Here is a 13,354-nt window from a genome sequence, read left to right as displayed (position 1 = left end):
TTGGCTTAAATACATAGTAAGAGCAGCTTCATCGAAAGGAGTGCAATAGCATGAAGACGCTTTTTCATGAGATATGCGCAGATTCAGCGATCGGGCAGGTGTCGCAAGTGCGTCTCAACCAGCTGTTGGCGCATGCCGCAGAGGAGAGCATCCCTGCTGCCGAACACGATAAGAGCAAAACTTTGTTTCTCGCCATCGATATGCAAAATGATTTCATGGAGCATGGAGAACTGGGGGTCCCGGGCTCTCATCAGGACGTCCTGCGTACGGCCCGTTTTTTGTATGACCATCTGGAAAAAATCACGCAGATTGCGGTCTCCCTGGACACCCACCAGCCGCAGCAGATTTTCCATCCGGGCTGGTGGATCGACGAGAGCGGACAAAATCCCGCACCTTTCACCATCATTACGGAGGAAGACGTCCGAAGCGGAAAATGGCGGGCGGTTCGCCATTCGGAAGAAAGCCTGGCTTATGTAAGCCACTTGGACCAACACAGCAAAAAGGAGCTTTGCATCTGGCCGTACCATTGCCTGGAGGGAAGCTTCGGCGCTGCCTTGGAAGGGCAATTTGCCAATATGGTCTACTTCCATTCTGTCGTGCGTCAGTCAGCGCCCATCCGAATCGTCAAGGGCAAGGACCCGCTCACGGAAATGTACGGCATCATCAAACCGGAATACGGTCCCGGCGACGAGACTCAGCTCGCTTTCCTGGAAAGCCTCAGGCAGTATGAGAGAATCTTTATCGCAGGGGAAGCGAAATCCCATTGTGTGCTGGAATCTCTGCGACAGATCCTGGAGTATTTTGGCGAAGATAAAGACATGACCTCGCGGATCGTGGTTCTTGAGGATTGCATGAGCAGCATTCCCGGTTTCGAGGCTTCGACGGAAGAAACTTTTGCTGCCTGGCAGCAGGCCTATGAGATTACAGTGACCCGAAGCACGGACTACAGATGGTAGGAAAGGAATGAATCCCATGCGGATCGGCATCTACGGGAGCAGCTTTGACCCGATCACATACAGCCATCTTTTTACAGCAGCTACGGTGGCGCATCGAAAGCGTCTCGACAAGGTGATTTTTGTTCCCTGCTCCTCCCTGCGCCACGACAAAAAGCTGCAAACCCAGGATCATCACCGCCTGGAAATGCTGCGTATTGCGCTTTCGACATCCCAGCACAAAAAAAATCGCTTCGGCGACCCGCTGTTCGAGATCTCGACTGTCGAGATGGATGCGCTGCCTGGCGAGACGTATACCTACGACACGATGGTCCACATGCGCAAAAAATACCCGAACGACGAACTGTTCTTCATCATGGGATCGGACCTGTTGCGAGGGATGTCCAACTGGGGGAATGCCCAGAAGCTGATCTCGCAGTTCAACTTCATCGTCATGTCTCGGGAAGGCTATCCTTCTGCTGACCTGATCGCAGACGATCCGCTTTTGCGCAACAATGACGAGCATTTTCTCATCATGAGCAAGGGCATCAATATGGGGATCAGCTCCACCTACATTCGGGATGAGATTCGCAAAGGAGGGGATCCCAGCTTTTTACTGCCGGATGCCTGCCTGCAATACATTTATGAACACGGACTTTATCAAAGCATTGTGGATAGTTGAATTAAAACAGAGTGCCCCCATGTAGCAACGCTGCCGCTACGCTGCCGCTGGAGCACTCTGTTTTTTTCTGGACTATTTCATTTTTAAGTAAGAGTCAAAGTCTTGCCTTGCCAACGGTTTGCTGAACAAATATCCCTGTCCCTGATCACAGCCGTTCAGCTGCAAAGCCTCTGCCTGATCCGTCAGTTCGATTCCCTCGGCGACAACGTTCATATTGAGGCTTTCCGCAATGGTCACAATCGCCTTCACGATGGCCTGGCTCTCCTGATTATGGTGCACATCGCGGATGAACGAGGCGTCGATTTTGATGGTATCGACGGGCAGGCTCTTGATGTAGCTGAAGGAGCTGTAGCCCGTACCGAAGTCGTCGATAGAGATATGAATGCCTTCATCCCTGATTTCCTGCAGGACGGGCGTTGCTTCCTCTATTTTGACGAAAATGCTTTCGGTGATTTCCAGCTCCAGCCATTTCGGATCCAGTCCCGTATCGTTTAGAATCTGCCGGATGTTCTCTACCAGATCCTTTTGATAGATTTGTCTTGCCGACAGATTGACGGACACCTTCAGCTCGTATCCCTGCTCATGCCACTCCTTGTTCTGCCTGCAAGCCTCCCGCAAGATCCACTCGCCGAGCGGCAGGATCATGCCGGTCTCCTCTGCAATCGGAATGAAGCGATTCGGTGGGATCATTCCCAGCTCGGGATGAATCCAGCGGACGAGTGCTTCCATACCGACAAGCTGCTTCGAACCGATATCCATCTTCGGTTGGTAGTAGATTTCAAAATGCTTCTGCTCGATCGCTTTGCGCAGCTCGTTTTCCATCAGAATCCGCTCAAGCGATTTCGTTTCCATCGTCGGATCAAAGAAATCGTAGCCGTTGCGCCCGCGTGACTTGACTGTATACAAGGCGGTGTCAGCCCGCTTCAACAAATCCTCTGCCTGCTCCCCGTCGTCCGGGAACAGCGATATCCCGATGCTGCAGGAAATATTAAATTCATGACCGTTCCAAACAAAAGGCTTTTGCAGCTCTTGGATGATGCGGTTGGCGACGTCTTCCGCATGCTGCCTGCCAGATAGCTGACTCAACAGAACCGTAAACTCATCTCCGCCCAGTCTGGCGACTACATCGCCTTGTCTGACGCAAGACTTCAACCTCCGCGCCGTTTCGATCAAAAGCAGGTCCCCCACATCGTGGCCGAAGGAATCGTTGACATCCTTGAACCGGTCCAGATCGAGGAAAAGAACCGCCAGATTGGACTGAAAGCGCTTGGCCGAAACGATCTCGCGCCCTAGATGCTGGATGTACATGCGCCGATTCGGCAAATCCGTCAAAGCGTCATGGTAGGCCAAATGGTGGATCGTCTCTTCCGAATGCTTGCGCTCGGTGATGTCGCGCGTCACCAGGAGAAGAGTATGTACTTCCCCGCTCTCATCGAGAACCGGATTGAGCTTGGTCTCTGTCCAAATCTGTTTGCCGCCGGATGTAAGCCTGCATTCAGCCGTATATTCCTTGCGCGTGCTGCACACATGCTCGATCGCGTACTCCATGATGTCGCGATCCTCCTTGGTCACCCAATCCAACAGATTCCGGATCTTCTCTTCCGGGACATCGTGGTCGAGGACAGTTCGATGAGACGGAGAAAGATACAGGCAATTTCCTGCTCGATCGATCATGGAAATGATGTCGGACGTATTTTCAGCAATGATGCGGTACTGCTCCTCGCTTTTTCTCAGTTCTTCTTCCATCAGCTTGCGGTCCGTGATGTCATTGCGGATGGAGACGTACTGATAGATGCTTCCCTGCTGGTTGATGAAAGGGACGATTGTCGTATCCACCCAGTAAAAAGTGCCGTCTTTTGCGCGATTGCGAATTTCCCCGCGCCAGATTTGCCCAGCTCCAATAGTCGCCCACATTTGTTTGAAAAAACTTTTCGGATGTGTGCCGGAGTTGAGCAGCCGATGGTCTTCTCCGATCAGTTCCTTCCGCTCGTACCCGGACATGCGGCAAAACTGGTCGTTGGCAAAGAGAATCTTGCCGCGTTGATCGGTAATGGCGACGATGGTGGATTGATCCAGCGCGTACCTGACATCAGCCAACTCCCGCAATGCCCGCTTCAGCTTTTCATCTTTTTCGTGCAGCAACTCTTCCCAGTCCTGGTCAGAAAGTTGAACGATCATATCATTAGCCATTTTGAGATCCTTTCCCGAAAATACTGGTGAATTTGCATTTTTCCTTATGTATGATCCGAAAGAACTTTCGATTCGATTGTATCACGGAAAAGGAGAGGTGAAACGCAAGCCATCCGATAATTGCTGACAGTTTTGCAAACGTTGGCAAAACGGGTGGAGAAAAGCTGTTATTCGGATACAGGTGCTGTCCGATTCAACGGAATGAGGGTTTTATTCTGATACGTGTACAGTCTGGGGACTGAGTCTGCTTTTTGGCGTACTTCAAAAAGCAGGTCGTCCGTAACACGCACGCTGTCAGCTTCATGTAGTTGTTTGTTAAGATCGGCGAAAACCAGTTTCTCGCCTTCCATCCTGTACAGGATCGTTTGAAAGGAGGTGCTCGCCGCGTATGAACCGATGATTACCGGGTCCCCGTCCATGTTCCCCTCATAGTGGGCACCGCCGTCAACGAAAAGAAACACGCTTGGGACTTGATTTTGCACCTGAATATAATACGTCACCCGATAATTAGCTCCCCTGAATCCATTTACTTTCAGGAGTTTCCTTCCCATGGCTTCTACGGATGCGATCGTGATGGCGCTTGTGTCTTTTCCGTAGCCAATTTGTCCGAAGTGATAGTGTTTTTCACCGATCCGGAGCCCGCCGTATAATTCCTCGTACGGATCATTCGGTATTTTATAGATGAAAAATTCACCGTCGGCACTCTTCCTTCTCTCTATGATTTCTCCCTTGTCCTGTCCCTGAACGAAAGTGATTTTTTCGTTTTCATTGACTGCCGGTTCGAACTGAAGCGGGATGTTTCTTGCTTGTTCTTGGATAGCTGCATCAGCTCCTGCTGGGTTTTCCTCATGACTCGATGAAACTCCAAATAGGGATAACGAAATGGCTAGCCATACAACCAAATATTTCATTTACTCACCCCTGAGAAAGGTCTGCCCAAACTGCTTTAGTAGCTTTCCTGAGCGCTTCTGGCTGAATTTCGATCTGGACACCGATTTGTCCTCCGCTGACAATCATCATATCCAGTGCTTGCGCATGCTGATCGATCATCGTGGGAAACTGCTTTTTCATCCCGATCGGCGAGCAGCCGCCGCGTATGTAGCCCGTGACTGCTGTGATTTCTTTAACCGGAATCATTTCGATTTTTTTCTCGCTGACAGCCTTGGCAGCCTTCTTCAGATCAAGTTCTGCTTCGACAGGGATGACAAAGACGTAATATCCCTTTCCGGCGCCTTGGGCGATCAAGGTTTTGTATACGACTCCCGGCTCTCTGCCGATTTTTTCTGCCACGGAAACGCCATCGATCTTGCCGTCATCGGCGCTATAGGTCAGCATGTTATATGTGATTTTTTCCTTGTCCAAAATCCGCATGGCATTTGTTTTTCCGGTTTTCATGAGATACTCCTTGCTCTTGGGCTTTTTTTCCTTTCCATTTTACCAGTTCCCTGGAGGGCAAAAAAGCCACCCTTTTTCAGAGTGGCCCCTCACATCATAACCTTGTTGCTTTCTATCTTGTGAACCACATCTGGTGAGTCGCATGGTGATAAACGGTAGCGGTAGAGAAGCCAAGCGAACGGTACAACTGGTCGACTGCAGGGTTTTTCGTGCGCAGCAAAAGTACCCGATAGTGATTTGCCGCTTCCCTGACCACCTCCGAGACCAAGGCTCGGGCAATCCCCATTTTCCGGACGGACTGTTCAACAAACAGATGGCGAACGCGCCCTACAGCCGGATCCCTCTCGTACGGATCGAGATTGAGCCCACAGACCCCCACGACCCGCTCTCCCAAGCGTGCGACAAACAGCGCTTCGCCAGACTTGTCAAAACGATTTTGCCCGCTTTCATATTCTTCGACAAGCCGCTGCATGAACAGATGCCCCTCCGCAGTCGCTTCCGTCACAAGATGCTGGATTTCAGTCGTGAACAGCTCACCTACACGCTCCAAGCAGAATGGCTGCTCTTTTTTCAGTGGGAGCCGATACAGCATCTCATCCCCGAAAAGCTTGCCCGTATCCCGAAAGCCGAAGCCTTCATAGAGTCTTCTCGCTGTGGCATTGGCTGGATGCACCGTCAAACGAATTTCCTCGCAGTGAGGCGACCGCTTTTGAATATCGCGGAGCATGGCGGCAAAAGCCGCCTTTCCATATCCCCTCCCTTGAAAACGAGCATCGATAAGAAAGCCGTTGATCCAATAGCTGTCGCGTGTATCCGCTTCAAAAGCATGCATGATAAACCCAACCATGCACTCTCCGTCATAAATGGCAAACGGCAAATACTCGACCTGCTCCCCGTCCGGCTTGATGGACACTTTCGCCAGCGATACCGCAACTGTCGGCACAAACCCCGCCTGCTCCTTCGTCACCCGAAGCAGCAGCGCCTCTTCCCAATTGCCCCTTGTCACCGGCAAGAATCGAATATCCATCATATACCACCCTTCCGCTGACCACGTGCAACTAAGCGATGATCCCCCTGCAGACTCCCCATAGTATTATTGGCGTGTCAGGATGCTTCGGTTCACATCGGCAAGGGAAGCGCAGCCCGACAGAGCCAACGTCACATCCAGCTCATTAAGCAGCGTATCCACTACACTTGCCACACCTTTTTCCCCTGCCACTGCCAGCCCATAGACAAACGGGCGACCGATCAGGACGGCATTCGCCCCGAGCGCAATAGCCTTCACGACATCTGGGCCCGTCCGAACGCCGCTGTCCAGCAATACCGGAATCCGTCCCTGCACCACTTCGGCGATCGCTGGCAGGGCATCGAGGGTAGCAATCGCTCCGTCCACCTGACGTCCGCCGTGATTGGAAACAATAATGCCGTCCACGCCGTGCTCCACTGCCAGCTTGGCGTCCTCAGGATGCAGGATGCCCTTGACCAGAATCGGCAGGGAAGTATGCTCGCGCAAATAATCGATATCGCTCCAGGTCAAAGCCGGGGTATAGATCGTGCGGAGGATTTCCTCTACGGCATTCTCGGGCGTCACTTCCGGCAGGCGGGAGCAGAAAACGGGATCGCTGATGTAGTTCGCCATTCCCTTGCCTTCCCGCAGCGGAGAATAGCCGTTTTTGAAATCGCGCCGCTTCCAGCCCAGCATGATGGTGTCGACGGTCAAGACGATGGCGGAATAACCAGCCGCTTCAGCTCGTCTGACCATGCTGGCACTCACTTCACGATCTGTCGACCAGTAGAGCTGATACCAGCGGGGTGCATCGCCCATTACCTCTGCGATCTGCTCCATTGAGTGGGAGGAGACCGTGCTCACCACGAGTGGCACACCTGCTTGCGCTGCAGCACGTGCTGTCGCCAGCTCTCCTTCAGGGTGGGAGATGGCCTGCATGCCTACTGGCGCCAGCAAGACCGGGGTTTTCAGCTGCTGGTTAAACAGAGTGATCGCCATCGATCGGTTCGTCACGTCACGCAGCATCCGCGGTACAATCGCCCAGCGGGAAAAAGCAGCGCGATTGGCAGCCAGCGTCTGCTCCTCCACAGACCCCCCGGCCGTATAATCAAATGGTCCAGCAGGAACCCGTTCACGCGCCAGTCTTTCCCAGTCTTCATAGGAGATAGGAAGAGACTCCGTCGATTTATCTACCTTGGTAAACAAGAGGGATTCCTTATTCTCGACAAAAGACATATGTGACAACTCCTTTTCTTCCTCATCGATATTGCATTCCTTATCCACTTCATGTTACACCTCTCTGTTGGAATTGCACTAATCTTTTTTATACTTCACTGCTAAATGATTCCGCCTGCATGCTGTCTATCATGACGCGTACACATTGCTTGAAAAAACGGAATTTTCCGTTTTAATGAAAAATGTTTACTACTATAGAAATGCGGGTACAAAAAAAATCGGTGGACAAGACCGATCAGGCTCATGCCCATACTGCACATCGAGAACGACAAAAAATGACAAAGGCAAACCTGTTGAAAAACAGGGACGCAAAACCACGGGTCTAAGGCAGCGCAGACGTGTATGACCGCTGCTAAGATAGCCGGGTTGCCATACCGCAAGCGCAGAGGCTGTTGGATGGCAGTCGTTTTTGTTGCACCAAAAGGATTGGAGGAACGATTTATCGATGAAAGCTAGCTTGCGAAGAAAGTTGATTGTCGTCATGTGTCTGCTCCTGGTTATCAGTTTGGCTGTTGTCTGCGGCGCCAGCTACTGGAGCTCTTCGAGGCTGTTGGCTTCCAGCTTGGATAAGGAAGCGGAATTGGCAGCGAACAACCTATCCATCCGTATCGACAGTTTCTTTCTGGAGAAAATTGGCGTTATCGAAACTATTGGAGAAATCATGTCGGCGGATAACGATTTTGAGCATGACCTGAAGTTGATCCAGGAAGCCCAGAAGAAAAATCCGGAGTTTGAAACGTTCTTTTTTTCCTATGATTTAAGCGGAAAAAAGGTCATCAATTTCAAAGGAGAGGTGACCAATCCTTCTGATCGTCCGCATTTTCAGGAAGCCGGCAAGGGAGAAGGGAAAATCATCGTCTCCGAGCCCGTGGTTTCCCAGCGGACGGGCAACAACATCGTGACGGTCATCGTGCCGTTGATGAAGGACAACCGCCAGTACGGCTATATTGGTTCCACCATCCCCATCAACGAAATCCAAAAAACCGTTTCCGAAGAAACATTCGGCCAAAGCGGATACGCCTTGCTGGTCAGCAAAAAAGGGACGTATATCTGGCATCCGAACGAAGAGCTGATCCTGAAAGAGTCGGTGATGAATGCGAATGTTCCCGAGCTGCAAAAGGCGTTTGAAGCGATCCAGCAGGGCAACCATGGCATCATCCAATACCAGCAGGACCAGACCGCCCACTTTGCCTCGTTTGCGAGCACCAGGCTGAACTGGGGCGTATTCATTACTGCTCCGGCCACAGAGCTGCATGCTCCTGTCAATGAGCTGTCGATCAATCTGATTGCCATCTCGGCCGCTGTATTGATCATCGGAATTTTGCTGGTGTATTTCCTGGCGAGCCGTCTGGTCAAACCGATCCAGCGTCTGAATCAAGCGGTCAATATCGTGGCACAAGGCAATCTGACTGAGACGGTGACCGTGGAAGGAAAAGACGAGATTGCCGTATTATCTCGCGACTTCAACCAAACCGTGTCCCACTTGAAGAACCTGATCGAGGGCGTCTCTTTGTCGTCCGAGCAGGTGCTGCTGTTTACGCGGGAAGTCTCGGCCGGAATTGAGCATGCGACCGAACACGTAAACCGGATTGGCGCTTCCATTGCCCAGATATCCAAAGGGGCACAGGCACAATCGAGCAGTTCCCAGGAAGTGGCCCTGTCCATGAACGAAATGGCCACAGGAATTGTAAAAATCGCGGAAACTTCCTCTCACGTCTCTGAATCGGCTCGGGAGGCAGCCCAACAGGCAGAGCAGGGAACGGCTGTCGTAGAGCAAGCCGTCCATCAAATGGGCAGCATCGGCGAAGGGACGAGCAAAGCGGCAGAGGCAATCGAGCGTCTGAACGGCCGTTCCAAAGAAATTGAGGGAATTCTCGATACCATCAGTCAGTTGACTTCGCAAATCAATTTGCTTGCGTTGAACGCATCGATCGAGGCCGCACGGGCGGGCGAGCACGGGCGCGGATTCGCCGTAGTAGCTGGTGAAGTAAAAAATCTGGCGAACCAGTCCGAAGAGTCGGCATCCAAAATCGCGCAGTTGATCGGAGAAATTCAGGAGGATACCCGACATGCGGTCGACGTGATGAACGAGAGCAATCATAATGCGCAGGATGGCATTCAACTGATTCAGGAAGTGCGGAACATCTTTGACCATATCCTCGAGTCGTCCCGCAATGTCGCTGGACACATCCTGGAAGTGTCGGCGGCATCCGAACAGATGTCTGCAGGCTCCCAGCAGGTCAGCGCATCTGTAGATGAAATGCACCAGATCGCCAAGCGCGCTTCCGAGGATTCCCAGACCGTAGTGGAAGCTGCAGCAGAGCAGCTCCAGGCCATTCAGGACATCGCTGCCTCGGCCGAACGGTTGAATGCGGTGGCGGAAGAGCTGCGGCACGGAGTTGGCAAGTTCACGCTGTAAGACCATTCCCTTGTGAAAGGGGGGATGCGATGCAAGGGATGAAGTCGTTTGTTTGTCAGAAATAACTTCTTATCTACAACCAGGAGGAGAAACCAATGAAAAAATACGTAAAAACCATCATGGCGAGCACGCTCGCTGCTACTATGCTGATGACAGGAACAGGAGCTTTTGCCGCAACGAACCAAGCAGCTCCGACTGCGGCTGCAGAAGCCGCCAAAAAACAGGAAAACAAAAAGTTTGAGTCCCGTTTGGACGCCATCATCGCGCGGGGGTACATTCTCGTGGGTACGACAGGGGACTACAAACCGTTCACATATTTGAATCCGAAAACGAACGAATATGAAGGATACGATATCGATGCCATGAAAGAATTTGCGAAAAGCCTGGGTGTCGAGGTGCGCTTTGTGCAAACCTCATGGTCGACAATGATGAACGATCTCCTGGCTGACAAATTTGATATTGCCGTCGGCGGCGTGACCCGCAACACCGACCGCGAAAAAACGGCTCACATGGGCGATCCTTACATCCAATTCGGAAAAGCGCCGCTGATCCGTGCAGCAGACAAGGACAAGTACAAAAGCATCGAGGATATCAACAAGCCATCCGTTCGCATTGGCGTAAATCCGGGCGGAACCAACGAAAAGTTCGTGCGTGAGCATCTGACCGACGCAACGGTCACGGTCGTCGAAAACAATCTCGACATCCCGGGGCTGGTCGCAAACGGTACCTATGACGTCATGATTACCGATACGATCGAGGCTATGGTGTACTCCAAGGCAGATTCCCGCCTGTATGCGGCTCTGACAGACAATCCCTTTACCAAGAGTGAAAAAGCCTATATGATCCCGCGCGGAGATTTCATTTTCGCAAGCTACCTGGATGTATGGATGGATGAAATGAAGCTGCAAGGAAAATTCGAAGAGCTGTTCCATAAATGGATTCAATAAAACAATGAACTTACAGGCTCTGTTTGGATAACCAAACGGGTCTAAAAAAGCAACCAACCTCGGCTGCAGCAGCAGAAGTTGGTTGCTTTTTTTCATACAACATGCATTCAAGTCAAGACGCGTTGCAGGAACGCCTTAGCCCGATCCGATTGCGGGTTGCGGAAAAAGGACTCTGGTTCGCCAGACTCAATGAACTCTCCATTGTCCATAAACATCACCTGATTGGCGACCTCACGAGCAAATCCCATCTCGTGCGTAACCACGATCATGGTCATATGCTCCTCCGCCAATTGCTTGATTACCTGCAGCACCTCGCCGGTCAATTCCGGATCGAGAGCGGAGGTAGGCTCGTCAAACAGCAGGATGTCCGGCTTCATCATCAGGGCACGCGCGATCGCCACACGCTGTTTTTGACCGCCGGACAGCTTGGACGGATACGCGTCTGCTTTGTCCGACAACCCGACTTTCGCCAAAAGCTCTTTGCTTCTTTTGTCTACCTCGGCTTCCGCTTCTCCTTTGACGATCCGCGGCGCCAATTCGAGATTTTCTTTTACTGTGAGATGAGGAAAGAGATTGAAGTGCTGAAACACCATTCCCATCCGGGCTGTAATCTGTTTGATCTCCTGCACGCTGGCATACTTGCCGTCCTTCACCAGATACTCGTCTCCGATTTGGATGCTCCCTGCGTCGATCTGCTCCAGGTGAACAAGACTGCGCAGCATGGTGCTTTTACCCGAGCCAGAGGGGCCAATGACCGCAACCACATCGTTTTTCTCGATCTCAAAGGTCACTTTTTTCAAAACTTCCAGATTGCCATAGGACTTTTTCAGATTTGAAACACGCATGATCGCCATATTTGCCATTCCCTCTATTCGAATTTGGATCTTCTCTCCAGCCACTTAAAGAAGAGCGTCAACAATAGCGTCATCAGCAAGTAGATGACCCCCGCCACAAAGAAAGGCATGATCGTAAAGTCACGATTCACAGCTGTCTGGGCGAAGTGCAACAGCTCCGGCACCGCTACGGCGTACAGCAAGGCTGTATCCTTCACGAGTGTAATCGATTCATTCGCCACTGCAGGGAGGGCTACGCGAAACATCTGAGGCAGAATGATCTTGCGGGTCGTCTGCCATTTGCTAAAGCCCAATACCTGCGCTGCTTCATACTGACCCTTGTCGATTGCCAGCAGTCCCCCGCGGAAAATCTCTGCGAAGTAAGCCGCGTAGTTGAGGATAAACCCGACGCAGGCAGCGACGAAGCGATCCATGACCAGGTACTCCCCGACGACAGGCAGCAGCGGCAGGCCAAAACAGATGAACAGCAATTGCAGCAGCAAAGGCGTACCGCGCATCACATAGATGTAGGTGTGGGCGATTGCAGCCAGTCCCTTGTTGCTGCTTTTTGCCATCAGCGTAATCAGAAAGCCCAGGGGAATCGAGGCGATGATCGCGATGAAAAACAAAAGAACAGTCATCTGCGCCCCTTGCAGCATGGGTATGGTTATTTTGATCAGATAATCAATGCTCATCCTCGCATCTCCTATTTCAAAAACTTGGGCTTGCTTGACTGCTGGACAGCTCTCGCGACAGCCGGGAGCCCTCTTCTAAAAGCCGAAAGCAAAACCGGCTTTGCCCACCATCCGGTTTTGCTTACGATGTACTCATTGTCTTATTTTAACACACGATCTTCGCCAAACCATTTTTCCGAGATTTTCGCGGCAGTGCCGTCAGCATTCAGCGCGTCCAGTGCTTTTTGCAATTCTTCCAGCAGCGCTTCATTGCCTTTTTTCACGCCGATGCCGTACTGTTCAGGCGCAAGCGAATCTTCGAGGAATTTGAAGGTGCCTTGATCTTTTGCCATGTAATAGTCTGCTACGACCTTGTCAATGACAACAGCGTCGACGCGGCCAATTTTCAGGTCATTCAGAGCAAGCACGTTGTCAGCGAATTCAGAGATGGTTTTGACCTTGTCTTTGATTGGATGTGCATTCAGCGCGTCCAGTGCGGAGGACAGCTTTTGCAGACCCACTGTCTTGTCAGCCAGATCGTCGATTTTGTGCAGATCGGAGTTCGCCAACGTCACGATTACCTGTGCGTTTTCCAGGTATGGCTTGGTGAACAAGACTTTTTCTTTGCGTTCATCCGTAATCGTGTATCCATTCCAGATCAAGTCGATGCGTCCGCTGTTCAACTCGGACTCCTTGGAGCTCCAATCGATAGGCTGGAAGACGATTTCGCGTCCCATTTTCTCTCCAGCCGCTTTGGCGTAGTCAATATCAAAGCCGACCAATTCGTTGTTGTCATCGCGGAATCCCATCGGCGCGAATTTGTCATCAATTCCAATCACCAGTTTTGCTGCTTCCTGGCTCTTCCCGGCTTCGGCAGGCGCATTTGCTTCGGAACCACCGGAAGCAGGAGGCGCGCTGGAACAGCCGACTACGAGTGAAAATACGGTTCCTACCATCAGACAGAGTGCTGCCAGTTTTTTCATAAATATCCCCCTCAAATCTCTTTTTATCTTATTAAAGTGGTAGTACGTTAACAAGGT

The 13,354-nt window shown here is 51.6% G+C and carries 12 protein-coding genes, 1 pseudogene and 1 riboswitch; of the genes and pseudogenes, 4 read left to right on the top strand and 9 right to left on the bottom strand.

Going from position 1 to position 13,354, the window contains the following annotated elements; translation table 11 throughout:
* Positions 1-50 precede the first annotated feature (50 nt).
* Both EDM58_RS03025 and nadD read left to right on the top strand, forming a co-directional pair.
* On the top strand, positions 51-956 hold the full coding sequence (locus EDM58_RS03025) for a cysteine hydrolase family protein (protein WP_122912028.1): 906 nt from the start codon (positions 51-53) through the stop codon (positions 954-956).
* Positions 957-972: 16 nt separating this feature from the next.
* Entirely contained in the window at positions 973-1,614 is a 642-nt protein-coding gene (nadD, locus tag EDM58_RS03020) for a nicotinate-nucleotide adenylyltransferase (protein WP_122912027.1), read from the top strand.
* Between the two features lie 72 nt (positions 1,615-1,686).
* Here the strand turns inward: nadD and EDM58_RS03015 are convergent, their stop codons facing one another.
* From EDM58_RS03015 to EDM58_RS02995, 6 genes and pseudogenes are all read right to left on the bottom strand, one after another.
* Positions 1,687-3,804, bottom strand: a complete 2,118-nt coding sequence (locus tag EDM58_RS03015; protein WP_122912026.1) for a putative bifunctional diguanylate cyclase/phosphodiesterase — start codon at positions 3,802-3,804, stop codon at positions 1,687-1,689.
* Between the two features lie 167 nt (positions 3,805-3,971).
* Positions 3,972-4,715, bottom strand: a complete 744-nt coding sequence (locus EDM58_RS03010; protein ID WP_122912025.1) for a hypothetical protein — start codon at positions 4,713-4,715, stop codon at positions 3,972-3,974.
* A gap of 4 nt (positions 4,716-4,719) precedes the next feature.
* On the bottom strand, positions 4,720-5,199 hold the full coding sequence (ybaK, locus tag EDM58_RS03005; protein ID WP_122912024.1) for a Cys-tRNA(Pro) deacylase: 480 nt from the start codon (positions 5,197-5,199) through the stop codon (positions 4,720-4,722).
* Between the two features lie 112 nt (positions 5,200-5,311).
* Positions 5,312-5,671 carry a GNAT family N-acetyltransferase gene (locus EDM58_RS26120; protein ID WP_246000532.1) on the bottom strand — a complete coding sequence of 120 codons (360 nt, stop codon included), beginning with the start codon at positions 5,669-5,671 and terminating at the stop codon, positions 5,312-5,314.
* 105 nt (positions 5,672-5,776) lie between these two features.
* Positions 5,777-6,226, bottom strand: a pseudogene (locus EDM58_RS26115) (GNAT family N-acetyltransferase); the annotation flags it as partial.
* Between the two features lie 66 nt (positions 6,227-6,292).
* Positions 6,293-7,441: an alpha-hydroxy-acid oxidizing protein gene (locus EDM58_RS02995; protein WP_122912182.1), complete on the bottom strand. Its 1,149-nt coding sequence runs from the start codon at positions 7,439-7,441 to the stop codon at positions 6,293-6,295.
* Between the two features lie 273 nt (positions 7,442-7,714).
* Positions 7,715-7,815, top strand: a riboswitch (cyclic di-GMP riboswitch).
* Positions 7,816-7,886: 71 nt separating this feature from the next.
* Between EDM58_RS02995 and EDM58_RS02990 the strand changes: the two genes are divergently transcribed.
* Both EDM58_RS02990 and EDM58_RS02985 read left to right on the top strand, forming a co-directional pair.
* Positions 7,887-9,860 (top strand): methyl-accepting chemotaxis protein, encoded by a 1,974-nt coding sequence (locus tag EDM58_RS02990; RefSeq protein ID WP_122912023.1) that lies wholly within the window; start codon positions 7,887-7,889, stop codon positions 9,858-9,860.
* A 95-nt stretch (positions 9,861-9,955) separates the two neighbouring features.
* On the top strand, positions 9,956-10,807 hold the full coding sequence (locus tag EDM58_RS02985) for a transporter substrate-binding domain-containing protein (RefSeq protein ID WP_122912022.1): 852 nt from the start codon (positions 9,956-9,958) through the stop codon (positions 10,805-10,807).
* A 107-nt stretch (positions 10,808-10,914) separates the two neighbouring features.
* On the opposite strand, the gene EDM58_RS02980 is transcribed toward EDM58_RS02985, so the two are convergent.
* The 3 genes from EDM58_RS02980 to EDM58_RS02970 all read right to left on the bottom strand — a co-directional run bounded on the left by EDM58_RS02980 (position 10,915) and on the right by EDM58_RS02970 (position 13,297).
* Positions 10,915-11,661, bottom strand: a complete 747-nt coding sequence (locus EDM58_RS02980) for an amino acid ABC transporter ATP-binding protein (protein ID WP_122912021.1) — start codon at positions 11,659-11,661, stop codon at positions 10,915-10,917.
* 14 nt (positions 11,662-11,675) lie between these two features.
* A complete protein-coding gene (locus tag EDM58_RS02975; protein WP_122912020.1) occupies positions 11,676-12,335 on the bottom strand; it encodes an amino acid ABC transporter permease in 660 nt (219 codons plus the stop codon).
* Between the two features lie 140 nt (positions 12,336-12,475).
* Complete coding sequence (locus EDM58_RS02970) at positions 12,476-13,297, bottom strand: amino acid ABC transporter substrate-binding protein (RefSeq protein ID WP_122912019.1); 822 nt, start codon at positions 13,295-13,297, stop codon at positions 12,476-12,478.
* Positions 13,298-13,354: the final 57 nt, after the last annotated feature.

Origin of the sequence: Brevibacillus panacihumi (assembly GCF_003710985.1) — a bacterium.
Lineage (GTDB): Bacteria > Bacillota > Bacilli > Brevibacillales > Brevibacillaceae > Brevibacillus > Brevibacillus panacihumi.
The sequence above is the reverse complement of the archived record's forward strand: the minus strand, read 5'-3'. Positions and strand labels throughout refer to the sequence as shown.

What these genes read in the sequence shown, in the direction of transcription:
- EDM58_RS02975 (WP_122912020.1), bottom strand. Translation starts at nt 12,335, where the DNA reads ATGAGCATTGATTATCTGATCAAAATAACCATACCCATGCTGCAAGGG.
- EDM58_RS02995 (WP_122912182.1), bottom strand. Translation starts at nt 7,441, where the DNA reads ATGTCTTTTGTCGAGAATAAGGAATCCCTCTTGTTTACCAAGGTAGAT.
- EDM58_RS02980 (WP_122912021.1), bottom strand. Translation starts at nt 11,661, where the DNA reads ATGGCGATCATGCGTGTTTCAAATCTGAAAAAGTCCTATGGCAATCTG.
- EDM58_RS03010 (WP_122912025.1), bottom strand. Translation starts at nt 4,715, where the DNA reads ATGAAATATTTGGTTGTATGGCTAGCCATTTCGTTATCCCTATTTGGA.
- nadD (WP_122912027.1), top strand. Translation starts at nt 973, where the DNA reads ATGCGGATCGGCATCTACGGGAGCAGCTTTGACCCGATCACATACAGC.
- EDM58_RS03025 (WP_122912028.1), top strand. Translation starts at nt 51, where the DNA reads ATGAAGACGCTTTTTCATGAGATATGCGCAGATTCAGCGATCGGGCAG.
- EDM58_RS26120 (WP_246000532.1), bottom strand. Translation starts at nt 5,671, where the DNA reads ATGCAGCGGCTTGTCGAAGAATATGAAAGCGGGCAAAATCGTTTTGAC.
- EDM58_RS02985 (WP_122912022.1), top strand. Translation starts at nt 9,956, where the DNA reads ATGAAAAAATACGTAAAAACCATCATGGCGAGCACGCTCGCTGCTACT.
- EDM58_RS03015 (WP_122912026.1), bottom strand. Translation starts at nt 3,804, where the DNA reads ATGGCTAATGATATGATCGTTCAACTTTCTGACCAGGACTGGGAAGAG.
- EDM58_RS02990 (WP_122912023.1), top strand. Translation starts at nt 7,887, where the DNA reads ATGAAAGCTAGCTTGCGAAGAAAGTTGATTGTCGTCATGTGTCTGCTC.
- EDM58_RS02970 (WP_122912019.1), bottom strand. Translation starts at nt 13,297, where the DNA reads ATGAAAAAACTGGCAGCACTCTGTCTGATGGTAGGAACCGTATTTTCA.
- ybaK (WP_122912024.1), bottom strand. Translation starts at nt 5,199, where the DNA reads ATGAAAACCGGAAAAACAAATGCCATGCGGATTTTGGACAAGGAAAAA.